Origin of the sequence: Helcobacillus sp. ACRRO (assembly GCF_022347125.1) — a bacterium.
GTDB lineage: Bacteria > Actinomycetota > Actinomycetes > Actinomycetales > Dermabacteraceae > Helcobacillus > Helcobacillus massiliensis.
The window spans coordinates 74,773-94,359 of record NZ_JAKRNG010000003.1 but is presented as its reverse complement, the minus strand read 5'-3'; the positions used below and the strand labels follow the sequence as shown (position 1 = coordinate 94,359).

17 protein-coding genes are annotated in these 19,587 nt (G+C 68.1%); 3 read left to right on the top strand and 14 right to left on the bottom strand.

All coding sequences use genetic code 11. The features are described 5' to 3' along the window. Positions 1 to 67: 67 nt before the first annotated feature. The 4 genes from MHY20_RS01880 to MHY20_RS01865 form a co-directional block, all read right to left on the bottom strand. A complete protein-coding gene (locus MHY20_RS01880) occupies positions 68 to 715 on the bottom strand; it encodes a hypothetical protein (RefSeq protein ID WP_239374191.1) in 648 nt (215 codons plus the stop codon). Between the two features lie 125 nt (positions 716 to 840). Continuing rightward, the gene (locus MHY20_RS01875) at positions 841 to 2,193 is read right to left on the bottom strand and encodes an MFS transporter (protein ID WP_239374188.1); all 1,353 of its coding nucleotides are present in this window, start codon (positions 2,191 to 2,193) and stop codon (positions 841 to 843) included. Positions 2,194 to 2,321: 128 nt separating this feature from the next. After that, positions 2,322 to 4,973, bottom strand: a complete 2,652-nt coding sequence (gene clpB / locus MHY20_RS01870) for an ATP-dependent chaperone ClpB (RefSeq protein WP_239374185.1) — start codon at positions 4,971 to 4,973, stop codon at positions 2,322 to 2,324. 138 nt (positions 4,974 to 5,111) lie between these two features. Further along, entirely contained in the window at positions 5,112 to 5,540 is a 429-nt protein-coding gene (locus MHY20_RS01865; RefSeq protein WP_183374934.1) for a S4 domain-containing protein, read from the bottom strand. A 129-nt stretch (positions 5,541 to 5,669) separates the two neighbouring features. Between MHY20_RS01865 and MHY20_RS01860 the strand changes: the two genes are divergently transcribed. After that, positions 5,670 to 7,160: an AMP-binding protein gene (locus MHY20_RS01860; RefSeq protein WP_183374936.1), complete on the top strand. Its 1,491-nt coding sequence runs from the start codon at positions 5,670 to 5,672 to the stop codon at positions 7,158 to 7,160. Between the two features lie 23 nt (positions 7,161 to 7,183). Beyond that, on the top strand, positions 7,184 to 7,906 hold the full coding sequence (gene deoD / locus MHY20_RS01855; protein ID WP_183374938.1) for a purine-nucleoside phosphorylase: 723 nt from the start codon (positions 7,184 to 7,186) through the stop codon (positions 7,904 to 7,906). A 96-nt stretch (positions 7,907 to 8,002) separates the two neighbouring features. On the opposite strand, the gene MHY20_RS01850 is transcribed toward deoD, so the two are convergent. The 6 genes from MHY20_RS01850 to gcvT all read right to left on the bottom strand — a co-directional run bounded on the left by MHY20_RS01850 (position 8,003) and on the right by gcvT (position 15,161). Further along, positions 8,003 to 8,287, bottom strand: a complete 285-nt coding sequence (locus MHY20_RS01850) for a hypothetical protein (protein WP_221187102.1) — start codon at positions 8,285 to 8,287, stop codon at positions 8,003 to 8,005. A 13-nt stretch (positions 8,288 to 8,300) separates the two neighbouring features. Continuing rightward, the gene (locus MHY20_RS01845) at positions 8,301 to 9,149 is read right to left on the bottom strand and encodes a gamma-glutamyl-gamma-aminobutyrate hydrolase family protein (protein ID WP_239374182.1); all 849 of its coding nucleotides are present in this window, start codon (positions 9,147 to 9,149) and stop codon (positions 8,301 to 8,303) included. 193 nt (positions 9,150 to 9,342) lie between these two features. Continuing rightward, positions 9,343 to 10,548, bottom strand: coding sequence for a cobalamin-independent methionine synthase II family protein (locus MHY20_RS01840; RefSeq protein ID WP_183374942.1), 1,206 nt, complete (start codon positions 10,546 to 10,548; stop codon positions 9,343 to 9,345). Between the two features lie 92 nt (positions 10,549 to 10,640). Then, complete coding sequence (gene gcvP / locus MHY20_RS01835; protein WP_183374944.1) at positions 10,641 to 13,601, bottom strand: aminomethyl-transferring glycine dehydrogenase; 2,961 nt, start codon at positions 13,599 to 13,601, stop codon at positions 10,641 to 10,643. A gap of 19 nt (positions 13,602 to 13,620) precedes the next feature. Then, positions 13,621 to 13,986 (bottom strand): glycine cleavage system protein GcvH, encoded by a 366-nt coding sequence (gcvH, locus tag MHY20_RS01830; RefSeq protein ID WP_221187103.1) that lies wholly within the window; start codon positions 13,984 to 13,986, stop codon positions 13,621 to 13,623. A 47-nt stretch (positions 13,987 to 14,033) separates the two neighbouring features. Beyond that, the gene (gene gcvT / locus MHY20_RS01825) at positions 14,034 to 15,161 is read right to left on the bottom strand and encodes a glycine cleavage system aminomethyltransferase GcvT (protein WP_183374948.1); all 1,128 of its coding nucleotides are present in this window, start codon (positions 15,159 to 15,161) and stop codon (positions 14,034 to 14,036) included. Between the two features lie 162 nt (positions 15,162 to 15,323). On the opposite strand from gcvT, the gene MHY20_RS01820 reads away from it, so the two are divergent. After that, a complete protein-coding gene (locus MHY20_RS01820; protein WP_239374180.1) occupies positions 15,324 to 15,872 on the top strand; it encodes a GNAT family N-acetyltransferase in 549 nt (182 codons plus the stop codon). Between the two features lie 6 nt (positions 15,873 to 15,878). On the opposite strand, the gene MHY20_RS01815 is transcribed toward MHY20_RS01820, so the two are convergent. From MHY20_RS01815 to trpS, 4 genes are all read right to left on the bottom strand, one after another. Next, positions 15,879 to 16,676, bottom strand: a complete 798-nt coding sequence (locus MHY20_RS01815) for a Sir2 family NAD-dependent protein deacetylase (RefSeq protein ID WP_239374177.1) — start codon at positions 16,674 to 16,676, stop codon at positions 15,879 to 15,881. Positions 16,677 to 16,688: 12 nt separating this feature from the next. Then, the gene (gene epsC, locus MHY20_RS01810; RefSeq protein WP_183374954.1) at positions 16,689 to 17,291 is read right to left on the bottom strand and encodes a serine O-acetyltransferase EpsC; all 603 of its coding nucleotides are present in this window, start codon (positions 17,289 to 17,291) and stop codon (positions 16,689 to 16,691) included. Beyond that, on the bottom strand, positions 17,291 to 18,220 hold the full coding sequence (gene cysK / locus MHY20_RS01805) for a cysteine synthase A (protein WP_239374174.1): 930 nt from the start codon (positions 18,218 to 18,220) through the stop codon (positions 17,291 to 17,293). The genes epsC and cysK overlap by 1 nt, the downstream gene beginning before the upstream one ends. A gap of 203 nt (positions 18,221 to 18,423) precedes the next feature. Further along, positions 18,424 to 19,491 (bottom strand): tryptophan--tRNA ligase, encoded by a 1,068-nt coding sequence (trpS, locus tag MHY20_RS01800; protein ID WP_239374283.1) that lies wholly within the window; start codon positions 19,489 to 19,491, stop codon positions 18,424 to 18,426. Positions 19,492 to 19,587: the final 96 nt, after the last annotated feature.

The following is a 19,587-nucleotide window of genomic DNA, read 5'->3' as shown; positions in this document are numbered from 1 at the left end:
CGCGAACATTCCGATGCCGATCAGCCACGCTGTCGTGCGCATACTCCATCCTTTCCGCGAGCAACGTTCAAGATCCAGCACAGACGATTGCGCTACCTGCAAGGGCCGCTGCGATCGCCGCTGGACCACCGACAGCTCTCAAAACGCCCTTGAGCGCGGCGGGCCCCAATCCTCGGACGATGGTTTTCGCTGCGAGCCCCCAGCGATACATCTTTATAGCATCAGCGATGGCAGTCCATGTGCCCGCACTCAATGCGCCTGCTGGGATTCCGAGCGCGCTTAGGACGACGCACTGGGCGTACGACTTTGCACTGGATGCTGACGCCGTTCGATCGCCCGCGATGGCAACCCGACCGTCGGCCATTGCATTGAGCTCGCTTGCCATTTTCTCAAATTTCGGCAATGCGTCACCGTATCCATCGGCAATCACAGCAGAGTCGTGGACTACAAATTTTCCACTCTTGACCGGCATATACCTGGTAAAGAAGTCTTCGAGGCCCTTGGAAATAACCTCGGCGTCCTCTTGCTGATCTCGAGAAAGAGTCAGGCCCTTTTCAGCTGCGGCAGGATCGACACCTGCCCCTTCTGCCCGCGGGGTCACCCCAAGCGCAACACTCAAACCCCCCACTAAGGCGGATGTGGCAAATGCTCGGCGGTCAACTGTCATCCTTGAAGTAGTCACAAAAGATCCTCCTTCGGTGAGAGTGTCCGCCATGCAACGTCGCAGCATTCTCAACTCCGACCCCTCCAGCTAAACACGATCAGGCATTTGGGTCAAGAGATCACCAAGACTGAACAAACAAGGGGTACATCGGGGGTAAACGAGCTTCTGCCCTGCTCTCAGGGGTGACGGCTCCGAGGCGTGTCATGCGCCAGGTCCTTGCCCTTGGTCTCCGGCATGAACGCCATCACTGCGCAGGAGATGACCAGCAGCGCCACCACGTAGACGCCGAACTGGATCTGGTCGCCCACCCACGTGTTGAGGTACGGGGCGGTGCCGCCGAACAGGGCGATCGCGATCGCGTACGGGATGCCGAAGCCGCTGGCGCGGTTGCCGGTGGAGAACATCTCCGCATACATCGCGGGAGCGTGGGACAGCATGCCGGCCAGCAGCACGAGCTGCACGACGATCGCCACGACCAGCTGCCAGAACTCACCCTGGATCAGCAGAATCAGCGGAATGTACAGCACGGCGGTGCCCAGCAGGCCGCCGATGGCGCAGGGCCTGCGGCCGATGCGATCGGAGAGCGCGCCCCACACCGGCAGGGCGAGGATGAGCGCAATGTTGCCGATCATGGAGGCGAGGAACGCCTCCTGGTCGGTGTAGCCGAGGTTCTGCTTCGCCAGCGCAGCGATGGACACCGACCAGATGTAGTAGGCGACGGTCAGGCCCGCCGTCATGAAGATGACGCGCAGGGCGCGCGAACGGTCCTGCCAGAGGGCCACGAGGACGTTGACCTTCGCCTCCTCCTGCTGCTGGCGCTGCTGCTCCTCTTCGAACACGTCGGACTCCTCCATCGAGGAGCGGATCCACAGCGCCATGAGGCCGAGGACCGCGCCGATCGCGAACGGGATGCGCCAGCCCCAGGCGTTCATCTGCGACTCGGTCAGGATGCTGGAGAGGATGAGGCCGAGCAGCAGGCCGGCGAGCAGGCCGATGGTGCCGGTGACGTAGATGGAGGACGCCCACAGGCCGCGGTGCTCCCGCGGCGAATGCTCCGCGAGGTAGGTCTGGGCGCTGGGAAGCTCGCCGCCGTGGGCGAGGCCCTGCACAAGGCGCGCCACCAGGAGGATCACGGAGGACCACACGCCGACCTGGTCGTAGGTGGGCAGAGCGGCGATCAGCAGGGAGCCGAAGGAGGCGGCGAGGACTGCGACGGTCAGGGCGTGCTTGCGGCCGACGCGGTCACCGATCCAGCCGAAGACGAAGCCGCCGAAGGGGCGGGCCACGAACCCGACGGCGAAGATCGCCATGGTCTGCAGGAACGCCGAGGTCGGGTCGTCGTCGTTGAACGCCTGGGCGGAGAAGTAGACGGCGAAGCTGGCATAGATGTTCCAGTCGAACCATTCGAGGCCGTTGCCGACCCCGGTGCCGAGGATGGTCTTCATCGAGGACTGCTTGGCGGCCGGCTCGGCGGCGCCGACGGATGCTGCTGTATGGGAGCCGTTCGGGGGTGTGCTCTGTTCTCGCATACGCACACTGTAGGTGCCCGGCATCTCATCCGCGTGCTCATCCTTCAGCGTGGACACACGCCCGACACACGAAGCGGCGCCGCACAGATCAGGTCCGTGCGGCGCCGCTGTGTCAGTCGCGAGCGGGATCAGTCCGCTTCCTGCTCCCCGGTGACGGTCAGCGCCAGCGCGTCGTTCGCGGCGTCGACGGCCACGGTGATCGTGTCGCCGTCGCGCACCGCGCCCTGCAGGATCAGGCGGGCGAGCTGGTCGCCGATCTCCTTCTGCACCAGACGCTTCAGCGGACGAGCACCGTAGGCGGGGTCGTAGCCCTTCTCGGCGAGCCAGCGCTCCGCCTGCTCGTCGACGTCCAGGCTGATGCGGCGGTCCTCCAGTCGCTGCGCGACCGAGGCGATCTGCAGGCCCACGATGTGGGTGAGTTCGTCGCGGCCGAGCGGATCGAACATGACGATGTCGTCCAGGCGGTTGAGGAACTCCGGTTTGAAGGCGGCGCGCACGGTCGCCATCACGGCGTCCTCGCGGGCCGACGGCTCCATCTCCTGATTCTGCAGGAACTGCGAACCCAGGTTCGAGGTGAGGATCAGGATGGTGCTGCGGAAGTCCACCGTGCGCCCCTGGCCGTCGGTCAGACGGCCGTCGTCCAGGACCTGCAGCAGGATGTCGAAGATGTCCGCGTGGGCCTTCTCCACCTCGTCCAGCAGGACCACCGAGTAGGGGCGGCGGCGCACCGCCTCGGTCAGCTGACCGCCCTCGTCATAGCCCACATACCCCGGAGGGGCGCCGACGAGACGGGACACCGAGTGCTTCTCGGCGTACTCCGACATGTCGATGCGGATCATGGCGTGCTCGTCGTCGAAGAGGAACTCGGCGAGGGACTTCGCCAGCTCCGTCTTGCCCACACCCGTGGGACCGAGGAACAGGAAGGACCCCGTCGGCCGGTTCGGGTCGGCGATGCCGGCGCGGGAGCGCCTCACCGCATCCGCCACCTCGGCGACGGCGCGCTTCTGCCCGATGAGGCGCTGCCCGATGATGGACTCCATGTCCAGCAGCTTCTGCGTTTCGCTCTTCAGCAGGCGGCCGGCGGGGATGCCGGTCCAGGCGGAGACGACGTCGGCGATGTCGTCCGGTCCAACCTTGTCCGCCACCAGCGGTGCGCGGTCGTCGACGGTCTCGGCCTGACCGGACTCCTCGGCCTCCTCGGCCTCGGCGAGCTCCTGCTTGAGAGCGGGGATGTCGCCGTAGAGGATCTTGGAGGCGCTCGTCAGGTCGCCGTCGCGCTGGGCGCGGTCGGCCTGCATGCGCAGGTCCTCCAGCTTCGCCTTCAGCTCACCGACCCTGTTCAGGCCGGCCTTCTCGCTCTCCCACCGGGCGGAGAGGGCGTTCATCTCCTCGGTCTTCTCCGCGAGCTGCGACTGGACGTGCTCGAGCTGGGCGCGGGACCCGTCGTCGTCGGAGCCCTGCAGGGCCATCTCCTCCATCTTCAGGCGGTCCACCTGGCGGCGCAGGATGTCCAGCTCCACCGGGGAGGAGTCCAGTTCCATGCGCAGGCGGCTGGCGGCCTCGTCGACCAGGTCGATGGCCTTGTCCGGCAGCTGGCGGGAGGCGATGTAGCGGTCGCTCATCGCGGCTGCCGCGACCAGGGCGGAGTCGGCGATGGTGACCTTGTGGTGCGCCTCGTACTTGTCCTTGAGTCCGCGCAGGATCGTGACGGTGTCCTCCACGGACGGCTCGCCGACGAACACCTGCTGGAAGCGGCGCTCCAGCGCCGGGTCCTTCTCGATGTTCTCGCGGTACTCATCCAGGGTGGTGGCGCCGACCATGCGCAGTTCGCCGCGGGCGAGCATCGGCTTGAGCATGTTGCCGGCGTCCATGGATGAGTCGCCGGTGGAGCCGGCGCCGACCACGGTGTGCAGCTCGTCGATGAAGGTGACGATCTGGCCGTTGGACTGGCGGATCTCGTCGAGGACGGCCTTCATCCGCTCCTCGAACTCGCCGCGGTACTTCGACCCGGCGACCATCGAGGACAGGTCCAGGGCGATGAGGGTCTTGCCCTGCAGGGACTGCGGGACGTCACCGGCGACCATGCGCTGGGCGAGGCCCTCGGCGACAGCGGTTTTGCCGACTCCCGGTTCGCCGATGAGCACGGGGTTGTTCTTGGTGCGGCGGGACAGGACCTGGACCACGCGGCGGATCTCGGCGTCGCGGCCGATCACCGGATCGAGCTTGCCCTCGCGGGCTCGGGCGGTGAGGTCGAGTCCGTACTTCTCGAGGCTCTTGAAGGTGCCTTCGGGGTTGGAGCTGTTCACGGGGGTGCCTCCGGTAAGGGTGGTGATGGCGGCGCGCAGGGCCTCTGCGGTGGCGCCGGAGTCGGTCAGGATGTCGCGGGCGGGGCTGGTGGCGGTGGCGATGCCCAGCAGCAGGTGCTCGGTGGAGATGTAGGGCCGCTCGTCCTCGCCGCGGGCGGCGGCGTCGGTGCGCGCGAGTCCGGCTGCTTCACCGGCTGCTTCGAGGGCGTCGTAGCCGTCGCCCTGCACGGTGGGCTTGACCACGGAAGTGCCGCTGACGCGTGGCAGGCCCTCGAGCTCGCGCTCCACGCCCCTGGTGAGGGACGGGATGTCGACGCCGACCTCCCGGAGGGCGGCGGTCGCGATGGAGTCCTCCTGGCCGAGCAGGGCCTTGAGGATGTGCGCCGCAGTGACGGCGGGGTTGCGGCGGGAGGAGGCGGAGTGCGCTGCCTGCTGCACAGCCTCTTCTGAACGGGTGGTGAAGCGGAAGTCCATTCCACGCACTCCTTTCGCTGGTGTCGTTGACAGTGGATCACAGGCCGGTGGGAGTTCCCACGACCATCACTGAGAACAACGACAGCGAAGTTGAGTCTATTCCGCTCAACCCTGCTGACGGGGCGTTTGCGGCCCAGGTCACAGGCTGAACGGGCCGCTCCCGCGCCGCTGGGTGTTGCTCGCGCGGCCGCGCAGTCGATCCAGCGCCCTGCGCTCCTTCTTCGTGGGCCGGCCGCTCCCCCGTTCCCGTCTCGGCGGCGCCGCGAACAGCTGCGGGGGCGGCGGCGGGGACACGTCCTCGTACGCGCTCTGCGCGATCGGAGCGCCCACCCTCTTCGCCAGGAGGCGCCGCACCACGAAGATCCGCTCATGCCCGGGCCGACGGATCCTCACCTCATCGCCCACCGCCACCTTCGCCGACGCCTTCGGCACCTCGGAGTTCAGCCGCACATGACCGGCGGTGATCAGGCTCTTCGCCGCCGAACGGGTCTTCGCCAGCCGCACCGCATGCAGCCACACGTCCAGGCGTGCGGAGCTCGGATCGGAGGCGGCGGCGGGGCGGTTCATGCGGCCCACCTTACCGAGCAGGTGAGCGTCCACGGCGCCGTTCGCGCGTGCCGGGCGGACCCCCGGCACTGTTCAGGAAGCATCCCTAGACTCACGGGGACGGAACCCACAGAAGGAGCGGATGCGAGCGTGCCCCAGAGATTCGCGAAGTACTACGCTCCCGGCACAGCGCGCACGGTCACCCCGGAGTTCACCAACGTCCCCGCCGCCATCACCGCGGCCGCCGAGCGGTTCGCGTCGTCGGTCGCCCTCGACTTCCAGGGCCGGACCCTCACCTATCGGCAGCTCGGACAGCAGATCGACATCGCCGCGCAGGGGCTGCTGGACCGCGGCATCCGCAAGGGCGACCGCGTCAGCCTCCTGCTGCCGATGAGCCTGGACGCCGTCATCGCCTTCCATGCCGTTCTGCGGATCGGCGCCGTGGTCGTGCAGCACTCCCCGCACACCCCCGCCGCTCAGCTGTCCCGCTACTTCGACGACTACGAACCGGTGTGCGCCATCGTCTCCGAGGAGCGCCTCGGTGTGCTGACGCGGATCCCGTCGGCCGCGCTGCCGCTGTCCGTGATCGCGGTGCCGCGCCCGCCCTCTCAGCTCGACGTCACGAAGATCTCCCTGACCGGCACCATCTCCACGCTGAAGAGGACCGCCGCCGTCTCCACCGGGAAGCTCGCGCGGCCCTTCATGAAGCGGGAGAAGCCGGCCGAGAAGGGCGGGGCCGACGGGTTCTACGTCGGCAAGTGGCGGAGCGTGCTCACCTCCGCCCGGATCGACGCCGACCACCCCATGCCCAGCGGCGACGACATCGCCCTGATCATGTACGGAGATGAGGGCGGCCGGCACCCCCTCGGGTCGATCATCACCCATGGGAACCTCTGCGCCATGGCCGCCCAGTCGCTGTCGTGGCTGGCGGACACCCAGCCCGGGCAGGAGGCGAGCCTGGCGATGTGGCCGCTGCACTCCGTGGTGGGCGTGGCCGATGCGCTCACCACGAGCCTGTTCCACGGTCGCCGCGTCATCCTCATCCCCGCCTTCGACCGTGCCGCGGTCGCCAAAGCGGTGAAGAAGCATCGGCCGGTGGTCCTCGCCGCCGATACCGAAGTGGTCGACCACCTCGCCGCCCTCGCCCACGACGGCAAGCTCGACATCGCCAGCATCCGCGTGGCCTTCACACCGACGTCGCGCATCACCGAGGAGACCGCCACGAGCTGGCTGGAGGCCACCCACCAGATGCCGACGATCATCGGCTACGGCCTGGAGGAGTCGTGCGTGGTCGCGGCGATCCCCGGCATCAGCCCCCACCCGGAGGCGATCCGCGCCCTCGCCGCGTTCAGCGACTCGCCCGGCATCGTCGGCATCCCCTTCCCCGCCACCCAGATGCGGGTGGTGGATCCCAGCCACCGCGGCCGCGTCCTGCCCACCGGCGACGCCGGCGAACTGATGGTGAAGGGTCCACAGGTGTTCCACGGCTACTGGGGCCGCCCCGACAAGACCTCTGAGGTGCTCACCGGGGACGGCTGGGTCCTCACCGGCGACATGGCCGTGATGGACGCCGACGGGTTCGTGGAGATCCTCGGCCGGGTCAGCTCCGGCAGGAAGCGCGACTGCCCCACCGGCCAGTAGGCGCGGCGCGCTAGGCTGGGCGCATGTCGACACACATCGGAGCCGAACCCGGCCAGATCGCACCCCATGTCCTGATGCCCGGCGACCCCTACCGGGCCCGCTGGATCGCCGAGGACTTCCTCGAGGACGCCGAGCTCGTCACGGAGGTCCGCGGCATGCTCGGCTACACCGGCACCCACAACGGCCGCCGCGTTACTGCCATGGGCTCCGGCATGGGACAGCCGTCCATCGGCATCTACGCGCAGGAGCTGTTCGCCGAGTACGGCGTCGAGGCCATCATCCGCGTCGGCAGCTGCGGCGGCCTGTCCGAGAAGGTCGCTGTGCGCGACGTCGTCATCGGCTCCGCCGCCTCCACGGACTCCGCGATGAACCGCGCCCGCTTCGGCGACGTCACCTTCGCGCCCACCGCGGACTTCGACCTGATGCGCGCCGCGGTCGACTCCGCGAATGAGCGCGGCCTGCCCGCGGTGGTGGGCGGCCTGTTCTCCTCCGACCAGTTCTACAACCCGCGCACCGACATCACCGCGACCCTCGCCGGCTACGGCGTGCTCGGCGTCGAGATGGAGGCATCGGCCCTGTACACCCTCGCCGCGCAGTTCGACCGCCGCGCCCTCTCCATCTGCACCGTGTCCGATCACCTCATCACCGGTGAGGAGACCAGTGCGCAGGAGCGGCAGGAGACCTTCTCCGACATGGTCGTCATGGCGCTGGATGCGCTGCACACCCTGGACGTCAGCACCCACTGAGCCGGTCGGGCACACGAAAGGGGCGGAGCCTCTTGGCTCCGCCCCTTCCGTCATCGAGGACTCAGCGCGGCGGCTGAGACAGCGCGCGACGCGTGGTCAGTCGAGCAGTTCCTCGGAATCGTTCTTGTGGCGCGGGATCACCGCGAAGGTGATGTACAGCGCGACCAGGCACATGGCCAGGCCGATGATGAAGTACCAGTTCCACACGGTGTAGAGGCTCAGCACCCACAGGCCGGCGGTGAACAGCAGGAACAGCGGGATGAACATCGCGAGCGACGAACCGAGGCTGTTGCCCTCACCGGTCTGGTTGGCTTCGCGCCTCTCGTCCACGGTGTGCGAGCCCTCGGCTCCCCGAACGTCCGAAGCGGCGTATGCGTTCATCGATCCTCCAAAATCACGGCTGTACCGTTACCATCTTAGGCGATGGAGCCACCGCGCGCGAACCTGACGTGATGCCCACGAAGCGGGCGAACAGTTCGGCGGCGTCCGCGCGCGTCTCCGGATGGAACTGGACGGCGAGGACCGGCGCACCGGAGGTCGACTGCACCGCATGCACAACCCCCGAGGCGTGGCGCGCCACCACGCGCAGCCCCCGCCCCAGGGCGTCGATCGCCTGGTGGTGGAACGCGCTGACGGTCGGTGCGGTGCCGAGCGCCAGCGCCACGTCGCTGTCCGCGTCGACCTCGATCGGCACCTCGGTGAGCTGCTGGTCACTGCGCGGGTACGCGAGATCCTCATCCGCGAGGTGCTGGATGAGGGTGCCGCCGCGCGCCACGTTGATGATCTGCAGGCCGCGGCAGATGCCGAGCACGGGGATGCCGTTCTCCTCGGCGGCCTGAGCGAGCTCGATCTCGAACGCGTCGCGCGCCTCGTCGGCGGCGAAGTCCGTCGGCAGAGCACCCGCGCCGTAGCGCGCGGGGTCGATGTCAGTGCCGCCGGTGATGACGATGCCGTCGAGGTCGGCGAGCTCGTCGGCGCTCCACACCTCACCGGGCGTCAGGATCACGGGCCGTCCGCCGGCTTCGCGGATGGCGGTGGTGTAGTTGGTGGTCACGGCGGTGGCCTCGTACCCGGCCCAGGCGCCGTCGGTGAGCGTGCGCGTGCCGGCGGTGATGCCGATGAGGGGCCGACGGGTGCGGCCGGTGGCGGTGTCCGCGCTGGGGGCGGCGGTGCTGCCGATGAAGGCGGACATGCGGATGGCGTCCTTGTGAGAAGCAGTGTCATGTGCAGCGATGTTGCTCATTGCGCCATCCTTTCCGTGTCATTCGGCGGTGCTCGGCGGCCCCGCAGTGGTGCTGTGCTCCCCCGCTGCCGCGAGGGTTCCCCCAGTTCACTGCACGGGAAGGCCCCATCACAATCTGCATGGCCGAATGTGAACACGCCGCGATCCGAGCCCGGGCGCGCCGTCAGCCGCACCCGGGCCGGGCTCGGTCTGCTCAGCCGCGGGAGGCGATCGCTGCGCCCTCGGTCAGTGACTCGAGCTTCGCCCAGGCGATGTCCGGGTGGATGCGGCCGCCGAACCCGCAGTCGGAGGATCCGATGACGCGCTCCGGTCCCACGATGTCGGCGAAGCGGCGCAGGCGCTGCGCCACGAGTTCCGGATGCTCCACCACGTTGGTGGCGTGCGAGACCACGCCGGGCATGATAACGCGGTCCGCGGGCAGCTCGATGTCCTTCCACACCACCCATTCGTGCTCATGGCGCACATTGCCGGCCTCGAAGCTGAAGTACTTCGCGTTGATCTGCAGCATCAGCTCCGCGATGTGGCGGAACTCGATGTCGGTGGTGTGGGGGCCGTGCCAGGAGCCCCAGCAGAGGTGGAAGCGCACCTGCTCCTGCGGGATCCCCTCCAGTGCCCGGTTGATCGCATCGACCCGCTTCTGGGTGAACGCGAGGTAGTCCTCGATGGTGGGTTCGGGGTTGATCTGGTCCCAGTTCTCCGCGATCGACGGATCGTCGATCTGCAGCAGAAGTCCGGAGTCCGCGATCGCGCGGTACTCCTCGCGCATGACCTGCACCCACGCCTCGATGAACGCGTCCTCATCGCCGTAGTGGTCATCGGCGATGCGGGCACCGGAGCCCGGTGAGAGGGAGGAGAGGAAGCCCTGGTCGTACCCTGCGGCGTCGAGCGCGGAGCGGAAGTTGCGGGTGTCCGTCGCGGCGAACTCCCGGCCGAGGTCGGTGTAGCCGATGGCGGAGGTGGCGGCCGGGAACACCTTCTGTCCACCGACCGTGATGCCGGACTCCGGGTCGTTGTAGGCGTCGGCGAAGCGGACCCAGTCGCGGCGATCGGGGAACGAGGTGAGGCGGATGCGGCCCGGTTCGGAGCGCTTGGGCTCACTGTGGCGGTGGTCCTCGCCCGTGATCTCCAGGCCGGCGGTGCGGCCGAAGATGTACGACCACCAGGAGCCGTAGTTGACGCCGGTGGACATGTCCTTGCCGTATTCGCCGTCTCCGGGAATGGAGATGCCGATGTCCTTCTGGCGCTGCACCACCGAGGCGACGGCGTCGCGCAGCGTCTCGGCGAACTCGTCCGTGGTGACGGGGGTGATCCCGTCGGCCTCGAGGGGCCGTTCAGCGTTGGCGGTGATCAGCTCGGGAGTGCGGGGAAGGGAGCCCGCATGCGTTGTCTCAATGGTCATGTCGCCACAGTAGCGGGACGGCATGACGCCCCGTGAACCGGAGTTCACGGGGCGTCATGATCAGTCACATCTCAGCGGCTGAGCCGCGGCGATCACTCGCCGTCGACGATGCCGGAGAAGTCACCCCAGGTGGGGACGAGGTTGCGGTCGCCGAAGGCCTGCTCGATGCGGCGCACAACCGGCCAGTACTTGGCCTGGATGCGCATGGCGCGGTTCGAGTGGTAGCCCTTGACGTCCTCGCTGTTGTCCACGCCCGGGTAGACGGCGACCTCGCGGGAGTACGGGTGCTCCCACTCGGATGCCGATGCGCACTCAGCGGTGTGCGGAGCGTTGACCAGCGGGTTGTCGTCCTTCGGCCACTCGCCGGAGAGGACCTTCTCAGCCTCGTCGTACATGGCGAGCATAGCGTCGGCGAAGCGATCGAGCTCCTGCAGGTCCTCGGACTCCGTCGGCTCCACCATGAACGTGCCCGCAACCGGGAAGCTCATGGTCGGAGCGTGGAAGCCGTAGTCGATGAGGCGCTTGGCCATATCGTCCACGGTGATGCCCGTGCGGGCGGTGAACGGACGCAGGTCCACGATGCACTCGTGGGCCACGAGGCCGTTCTCACCCGTGTACAGGATCTCGAACTTCTCGCTGAGGCGCTTCGCCAGGTAGTTCGCGCCGAGCACGGCGGAGCTGGTGGCGTGGCGGATGCCCTCGGCGCCCATCATGCGGATGTACGCCCAGGAGATCGGCAGGATCGACGCGGAGCCGTACGGTGCCTGCGACACCGGAGCGCCGCCGTGCACCTGCTCGCCTTCGCCCACCACCGGATGCTCCGGCTTCTGGATCTGCGGGTGACCCGGCAGGAACGGAGCGAGGTGCGCCTTGGCTGCGACCGGACCGACGCCCGGGCCGCCGCCGCCGTGCGGGATGCAGAAGGTCTTGTGCAGGTTCAGGTGCGAGACGTCGCCGCCGAACTCGCCCGGGCGGGCGACCTGCAGCAGCGCGGTTGCGTTCGCACCGTCGACGTACACCTGACCGCCGGCATCGTGCACCAGCTGGCAGATGGTGCGGACCTCGGACTCGTACACGCCGTGCGTGGACGGGTAGGTGATCATGATCGCGGCGAGCTCATCGCCGTGGTCCTTGATCTTCTGCTTGAGGTCGTCGACGTCGATGTTGCCGTTGGCGTCCGAGGCGACGACCACCACGCGCATGCCGACGATCGCAGCCGAAGCGGCGTTCGTGCCGTGCGCGGAGGACGGCACGACGCAGACGTCGCGCTGCGATTCGCCGCGCGAGTTGTGGTACGCCTTGATCGCCAGCAGACCGGCGACCTCACCCTGGGAGCCGGCGTTCGGCTGCAGGGAGACGGTGTCGTAGCCGGTGAGGTCGGCGAGCCACTCCTCCAGCTGAGTGATCATCTCGAGGTAGCCCTCCACGTCCTCGACGGGCGCGAACGGGTGGACGGAGTTGAACTCCGGCCAGGTGATCGCAGCCATCTCGGTGGCGGAGTTGAGCTTCATCGTGCAGGAGCCCAGCGGGATCATGCCGCGGTCCAGGCCGTAGTCGCGGTCCGAGAGACGACGCAGGTAGCGCATCATCGCGGTCTCGGAGTGGAACGACTGGAAGACCGGGTGCTGCAGGAAGGAGGTCTCGCGCACGAGGCCGCCCCATGCGTCGCCGCTCTTCACGGCGCCGTCCTCGATCTCGCCCTTGGCGGAGCCGAACTCGCCGAACACGCCGGCGATGGCCTTCAGGTCCTCGGCGGTGACGGTCTCGTCCAGCGACAGCTGCACGGTGTCATCGTCGACGACGTGGATGAGCATCTCGGCCTTCTTGAAGGCCTCGTAGATGTCCTTGGCCCTGCCCGGTGCCTCGATGCGCAGGGTGTCGAAGAACGCTTCGTGCTTCAGGGTGAAGCCGGCGTCCTTCAGCCATGCGGCGAGGGTCGCGGTGCGGTCGGCGGTCTGACGCGCCAGGGCGGTCAGGCCGTCCGGGCCGTGGTAGACGGCGTACATCGATGCCATCACCGCGAGGAGCACCTGCGCGGTGGTGATGTTCGAGGTCGCCTTCTCACGACGGATGTGCTGCTCGCGGGTCTGCAGGGACAGACGGTACGCGGGGTTGCCGTCGGCGTCCTTGGAGATGCCCACCAGGCGGCCCGGCAGCTGGCGCTTGAGGTCGTCGTTGACGGCCACGAACGCGGCGTGCGGACCACCGAAGCCGAGCGGAACACCGAAGCGCTGGGAGGTGCCCATGACGACATCGGCGCCCATCTCGCCCGGGGACTTCAGCAGCGTCAGAGCGAGCAGGTCCGCTGCCACGATGACAACGGCCTTCGACTTCTTGAGCTCGGCGATGACCTCGGTGGCGTCCCAGACCCGGCCGGAAGCGCCCGGGTACTGGATCAGGGCACCGAAGAAGTCGCCCTCGGGTGCACCGTCGTTCGCGAAGTCCACGTACTTGAGCTCGAAGCCGAGGATGTCGGCACGGCCCTCGAGGACGTAGCGGGTGGTCGGCAGGACGTCCGCGTCCACGAGGAACACGTTGGACTTCTGGCGACGGTTCTGACGACGGGCGAGCATCATGCTCTCAGCGGCCGCGGAGGCCTCGTCGAGCATCGATGCGTTGGACAGATCCATGCCGGTGAGGTCGGCGATCATCGTCTGGAAGTTCATCAGCGACTCCAGACGACCCTGGGAGATCTCCGGCTGGTACGGCGTGTAGGCCGTGTACCAGCCCGGGTTCTCCAGGATGTTGCGCTGGATGACCGACGGCGTGTGTGTGCCGTAGTAGCCCAGGCCGATCAGCGAGCGCTTCGCGTTGTTCTTCTTCGCGAAGCCGCGCAGCTCCTCGAGGGTCGCGGACTCGGTCGCTGCCTCCGGCAGGATCGAGTCGGGCTCCTCACCGAGGTAGATCGTGCTGGGCACGGCCTTCTCCATGAGCTCCGAGAGCGACGAGACGCCGAGCGCCTTGAGCATGTGCTCCTGGTCGTTCGCGGTGGTGCCCACGTGGCGGCGGACAAACGAATGCTGGCCGTAGATGGCCTCGTTCATATCAGACATCAGTTGAGAGTGGCCCCTATCAGGACTGGGTGAGCTTGTCGTACTCGTCCTTGGACATGAGGTCATCGGGAAGGGATTCGACCTTCACCTTGATGAGCCATGCCGCACCGAACGGATCTTCGTTGACCTTCTCGGGTTCGTCGACGACGTCCTCGTTGATCTCGATGACCTCACCGGTGACCGGGGAGAAAAGGTCGGAGACGCTCTTGGTGGACTCGATCTCGCCCATCTCGGTGTGCGCCTCGACGCTGTCGCCCACCTCGGGCAGGTCAACGTAGACGACGTCGCCCAGCTGGTCAGCGGCGAAATCGGTCACGCCGACGACGACGGTGTCGCCCTCTTCGCGAACCCATTCGTGGTCCTTGGAAAACTTGAGATCAGACATGGTCATTTCCTTTCAATTGTGGAAAAGAGTGGAAAGCTCTGGAGGGATTACTTCTCGCGGGAGTAGAACGGGAGGTTGACCACCGTGGCGGGCAGGGTCTTGCCGCGGACGTCGATCTCCAGCTTGGTGCCCGGCTCGGCGAACTTCGGATCCACGTAGCCCAGGGCGATCGGGTAGCCGAGGGTCGGCGAGAGTGCGCCGGAGCTCACGTGGCCGATCTCGGTGCCGGACTCGTCCTTGATGCTGTAGCCGGCGCGCGCTGCGCGACGGCCCTCAGCGGTCATGCCCACGAGGACGGGCATGTCGCTGAAGTCCTTGCCTTCGAGGGCCTCGCGGCCGACGAAGTCGTCCTTCGACTTGAACGCAACCACGCGACCGAGACCGGCCTGCGCGGGGAAGAGGTCCTCGGACAGCTCGTTGCCGTACAGCGGCATACCGGCCTCGAGGCGGAGGGAGTCGCGGCAGGCGAGACCGCACGGGAGGATGCCCTCGCCGCCGATGGTCTCCATGGCCTTCCACAGGTCCACGGCGCTCTCGTTCGGGACGTACAGCTCGAAGCCGTCCTCACCGGTGTAGCCGGTGCGGGCGATCAGCAGGCGCTTGCCCTGGTAGGTGCCCTCGAGGATGCGGTAGTACTTGAGCTCGGCGAGCTCGTCGAGGTCGACCTCGACCTCGTCGGACTTCGCAAACTCCTCGACGATGTCGGCGGACTTCGGGCCCTGCACGGCGACCAGTGCGGTCTGCTCGGACTGGTCCTCGACCTTGACGTCGAAGCCTTCTGCGCGCTTGACGAGCTGCTCGGCGTCCACAAGGCGGTTGCCGGCGTTGGGGACGGTCATGAACTCGTCCTCGCTGAGGCGGTAGACGATGAGGTCGTCGATGATGCCGCCCTGGTCATTGAGCAGCAGGGTGTACTTCGCGCGGCCGATCTGCATGCTGGAGAGCTTGCCGGCGAGGGCGTAGTCGAGGGCCTCCCCGGCCTGCGGGCCGGTGAAGAACACTTCGCCCATGTGGGAGAGGTCGAACTGACCGGCCGAGTCGCGGACCGCAGCGTGCTCCGCCTTGTCGGAGGTGTAGCGCACGGGCATGTTCCAGCCGGCGAAGTCGGTGAACGACGCTCCCAGCTCCTGGTGGACTTCCTGGAGGGGTGTGCGGAGAAGCTCATCAGCGGACATTAAGACTCCTAGATCTGCGCAATGCGCGTACAACACATTGTTCCATCGATCCCGGTCCCGAGAATTCGCACAACCTGCGACCTGCGCTGGACCGGGCTGCTGGCGCCACTCTACTAGGGATTCCTGGGCCGGCCGTCCTGCCGCCTGGCCTAGGCTGACGGCGTGAACACTGAGGGTACGAACGTATGGCCCGTCCGCTTGACAACGGACCGGCTGTCGATCAGGGAGCCGTCGGAGCGCGACCGCCCCGCCCTCATCGAGCTGATCACCGCTGATCGCGCCCGCGACTACCTCGGCGGCGCCGTCGGCTTCGCCTCCCGGCAGGCCCTGGAGCTCTCGCCTCTCGGCCTGACCTGGGGCCGATGGGTGATCGCGGCAACATCTGCCGACGGAGTCGAGGATCACACTGACGATGCACCGGCGGACCGCATGCTGGGCATCGTCACCCTCAGCTACGACCGCGAAGAGCTGGAGCTGACGTACGCGCTGCTGCCGAACTGCGTCGGGTTCGGATACGCCGCGGAGGCGTGCCGCGCTGTTCTCGACTGGGCGGCGGAGAACCTGCCGGATGAGCATGTGATCGCGGTGACCGCCTCGCGCAACAAACGCAGCGTGGCGCTGCTGAAGCGCCTCGGCTTCACGACCCGGAAGGGCCTGACGGAGTTCGGCGAGCAGTGCCTGCTGATGGAGCGGCCCCTGGCGCTGGACTGACCGGAATCAGAACGGCTCGAGGAAGGGGTTGCGCCGCTCCTTGTCGCGCAGCTGCGCCCAGCGCGGCAGCACCGTGTGGGCGTCCTCGGCGATGACGTGATCGAACACGGCGCTGACGCTGGAGGTCGTGGCGTGCGGGTCGATGCACACGGTGACGGCGCCGCAGGAGCGGGCCAGCGGAGCCAGCAGCGCGGCCGGCGCGACCGTGTTGGAGGTGCCGACGGCGAGGAACACATCGCAGCTGCGGGCGGCGCGCTCGGCCGCCTCGATGACGGCGACGTCCAGCATTTCGCCGAACAGCACCACGTCCGGCCGGGTGCGCGCACCGCACAGGGGGCAGGCCGACGGGGCCCCGTACCGCTCGGGCAGATCCCGCGGGACGGCGCCCGCTTGCCCGGCGACGAGGTCGGCGCGCCACGGGCAGTCGTCGTTCAGGCAGCGGGCATGGGCGGCGCTGCCGTGGAGTTCGGCGACATCGCGGCTGCCGGCGACCTGATGGAGGCCGTCCACGTTCTGGGTGAGGACCTGCGCGCCGATCCGGGCGAGCGCCCGGTGGCCGGGCGTGGGGCCGATGACCGCGGCGGTCTCGAACACGCCGCCCCACACTTGCCACAGATGATCGAGGCTGTCCGGCAGGGCGGCGACGTCCATGGACGCCTCCAGCAGCGGGTCCTCCTCCCAGAGGCCGCCCGGGCCGCGGAATGTGCGCAGGCCGGCCGCCGCGCTGAGGCCCGCCCCGGTGAGGGCGACCACGCGGCGGTGATGGGGGCGGAGTTCGAAGGCACGCGTCTGCACGCCTCCCATGCTAGCGCCCGCTCAGATGAGGATCGCGGGATCGGTTCCGGCGGACTCCTCGCGGTGAACGGTCGGATCCAGCGGTCGTGAGCGGGCTGGGATTCCGACAGCGGAGGACTCCGTCGGCACGTCGCTGACCACCACGGCGTTCGCGCCGATCCGTGACCGCGCGCCGATCTCAACGGGACCGAGGATGCGCGCACCGGCGCCGACGATCACGCCGTCCCCCACGGTGGGGTGGCGCTTGGTCTGCTCGAGGGAGCGCCCGCCGAGCGTGACCTGGTGGTAGAGCATGACGTCGTCGCCGACCTCGGCGGTCTCGCCGATGACGACCCCCATGCCGTGGTCGATGAAGAAGCGCCGCCCGATCCGCGCACCCGGGTGGATCTCCACACCGGTGGCGGCGCGGCTCACCTGCGACAGGGCGCGGGCGGCGAAGCGCAGGCGGGGCCGCTGCCAGAGCCGGTGGGAGATGCGGTGGGTCCAGACCGCGTGCAGCCCGGGGTACAGCAGGGCGATCTCGAGGTCGCTGCGTGCGGCGGGGTCGCGCTCGCGCGCGCCCTGCAGGTCCTCGCGGAGCTGCTCGCGCACGGCGGTCAGGGAGCGGGCGGCGCGGCGGATCATCAGTCGAGGTACTCCGAGAACAGCGGGGTGGACAGGTACCGCTCGCCGAAGCTGGGGATCATCACGACGATGAGCTTGCCGGCCATGTCATCGCGGGAGCCGAGCTCGATGGCCGCTTCAACGGCGGCGCCGGAGGAGATGCCGACGAGCAGGCCTTCGGAGCGGGCGACGCTGCGGGCGCGCTCCATGGCCTTCTCGCCTTCGACGGCGATGACCTCGTCGTACACCTCGGTGTCGAGCACCTCGGGCACGAAGTTCGCGCCGAGACCCTGGATCTTGTGGGGGCCGGCGCTGCCGCCGGACAGCAGCGGCGACTCGGCGGGCTCCACAGCGACGATGCGGACGTCCGGCTTGCGCTCCTTGAGCACCTGGCCGACGCCGGTGATGGTGCCGCCGGTGCCGACGCCGGCGACGACGGCGTCCACGGTTCCGTCAGTGTCGCGCCAGATCTCCTCCGCCGTCGTGGCGCGATGGATCTCGCGGTTGGCCTGGTTGGCGAACTGGCGCACGAGGACGCCGCCGGTCTCCTCGGCGAGCTCTTCGGCCCTCTGAACGGCGCCCTTCATGCCGCCGGCGGGCTCGGTGAGTTCGATCTGGGCGCCGAAGGCGCGCAGCAGCGCCCGGCGCTCCTTGGACATCGAGGCGGGCATGGTGAGGATGACGCGGTAGCCGCGGGAGGAGCCGATCATGGCCAGGGCGATGCCGGTGTTGCCGGAGGTGGCTTCGATGATGGTGCCGCCGGGCGTGAGCTGCCCGGACTCCTCCGCAGCGTTGATCATCGCCGCGCCGATGCGGTCCTTGACGGATGCGCCGGGGTTGGAGAACTCGATCTTGGCGACCACGGTGGCCCGGACGGCATCGGGCAGGTGGTTGAGGCGGACGAGCGGGGTGTTGCCGACGAGATCGGAGACGCTGGAATGGATGCGCACGCGGATCAGCTCCTGTTCTGGGCGGGTGGGTGGATGAGTGCCGACGGATGCACCGCCTTCACTTTTGGTCACCCTAAGTTGCTCTTATGGCTCCATCCTATGCCGCCGTCCCTGAGCGACCAGCGCTGCACCCTCGGAAACGACGGCGGGGCGCCGCAGCGTCGATGCTGCAGCGCCCCACCACGGAGTTCGTCCTGGCTCGGTCAGTAGGCCATGCCCATGAAGTCCCGCACCCGATCCAGCGTGCGAACCGCCTGCTCACGCGCCTTTTCATTACCGGCGCGCAGCACCTCGAGGAGGTAGTCGGGGCTCCGCTCGAGCTCTGCGCGGCGTGCCCGCAGCGGCGCCAGATGCTCGTTGAGAGCTTCGGCACACATGACCTTCAGAGTGCCCGCGCCCTTGTCGCCGATCTCGTCAGCGATCTCCTGGGGACTGCGCCCGGTGCACTCGCTGGTGATGGTCAGCAGGTTCGCCACCTCGGGGCGGGCGTCGGGGTCGTAGGTGATGGTGCGGTCCGAATCGGTCTTGGCGCGCTTGATCTGCTTCTCGGTCTCCTTGGCGGTCATCGAGAGCATGACGGTGTTGCCGCGGGACTTCGACATCTTGTCGCCGTCGAGGCCGAGGATGATCGGCGCCTTGGAGAGCAGCGCGTCCGGTTCGGTGAAGAACTTCTCGCCGCCGGCGAAGCGCTCGTTGAAGCGACGGGCGATGACCCGGGTCTGTTCGATGTGGGGCAGCTGATCCTTGCCCACGGGCACGAGGTTGCCGTGGCAGAAGAGGATGTCGGCGGCCTGATGGACCGGATAGGTGAGCAGCAGTCCGCCCATATGGCTCTTGCCGGCAGCGGCGAGCTCGGACTTCACGGTGGGGTTGCGCTCGAGCTCCGGCTGGGTGACCAGGGCGAGGAACGGCAGCACGAGCTGGTTGAGCTCGGGGATCGCGGAGTGGGCGAAGATCGTGGACTTCTCGGGGTCGATGCCGGCTGCGAGGTAGTCGGTCAGCAGCTGGGTGACGCTGCCGCGGATGTCGCCGACGAGGTCGCGATCGGTGATGACCTGCAGGTCCGCCACCAGGATCCAGGACTCCACACCGGCGTTCTGGAGCCGGACGCGGTTGCGCAGCGTGCCGAAGTAGTGCCCGATGTGCAGAGCACCGGTGGGGCGGTCACCGGTCAGCATGCGGAAGACTGACGGATCCTTCTCCAGCTGCTGCTCGATCTGCTCATTGCGGCGCAGCGCGGCGGCGTAGGTGCCGGTGGGGATATCGGCGATGGTCGGGGACGCGGAAGCGGGGTTGGTGTTCACTCCTCTACCGTACCGAATCCGCGGCCCGGCCCGCCCCTCGGCACATGCCTCGACCCTGCTGGC

What these genes read in the sequence shown, in the direction of transcription:
- MHY20_RS01845 (WP_239374182.1), bottom strand. Translation starts at nt 9,149, where the DNA reads ATGAGCAACATCGCTGCACATGACACTGCTTCTCACAAGGACGCCATC.
- MHY20_RS01865 (WP_183374934.1), bottom strand. Translation starts at nt 5,540, where the DNA reads ATGAACCGCCCCGCCGCCGCCTCCGATCCGAGCTCCGCACGCCTGGAC.
- gcvP (WP_183374944.1), bottom strand. Translation starts at nt 13,601, where the DNA reads ATGTCTGATATGAACGAGGCCATCTACGGCCAGCATTCGTTTGTCCGC.
- MHY20_RS01850 (WP_221187102.1), bottom strand. Translation starts at nt 8,287, where the DNA reads ATGAACGCATACGCCGCTTCGGACGTTCGGGGAGCCGAGGGCTCGCAC.
- gcvT (WP_183374948.1), bottom strand. Translation starts at nt 15,161, where the DNA reads ATGTCCGCTGATGAGCTTCTCCGCACACCCCTCCAGGAAGTCCACCAG.
- MHY20_RS01815 (WP_239374177.1), bottom strand. Translation starts at nt 16,676, where the DNA reads ATGGGAGGCGTGCAGACGCGTGCCTTCGAACTCCGCCCCCATCACCGC.
- gcvH (WP_221187103.1), bottom strand. Translation starts at nt 13,986, where the DNA reads ATGTCTGATCTCAAGTTTTCCAAGGACCACGAATGGGTTCGCGAAGAG.
- epsC (WP_183374954.1), bottom strand. Translation starts at nt 17,291, where the DNA reads ATGATCCGCCGCGCCGCCCGCTCCCTGACCGCCGTGCGCGAGCAGCTC.
- MHY20_RS01875 (WP_239374188.1), bottom strand. Translation starts at nt 2,193, where the DNA reads ATGCGAGAACAGAGCACACCCCCGAACGGCTCCCATACAGCAGCATCC.
- clpB (WP_239374185.1), bottom strand. Translation starts at nt 4,973, where the DNA reads ATGGACTTCCGCTTCACCACCCGTTCAGAAGAGGCTGTGCAGCAGGCA.
- deoD (WP_183374938.1), top strand. Translation starts at nt 7,184, where the DNA reads ATGTCGACACACATCGGAGCCGAACCCGGCCAGATCGCACCCCATGTC.
- MHY20_RS01840 (WP_183374942.1), bottom strand. Translation starts at nt 10,548, where the DNA reads ATGACCATTGAGACAACGCATGCGGGCTCCCTTCCCCGCACTCCCGAG.
- MHY20_RS01880 (WP_239374191.1), bottom strand. Translation starts at nt 715, where the DNA reads ATGGCGGACACTCTCACCGAAGGAGGATCTTTTGTGACTACTTCAAGG.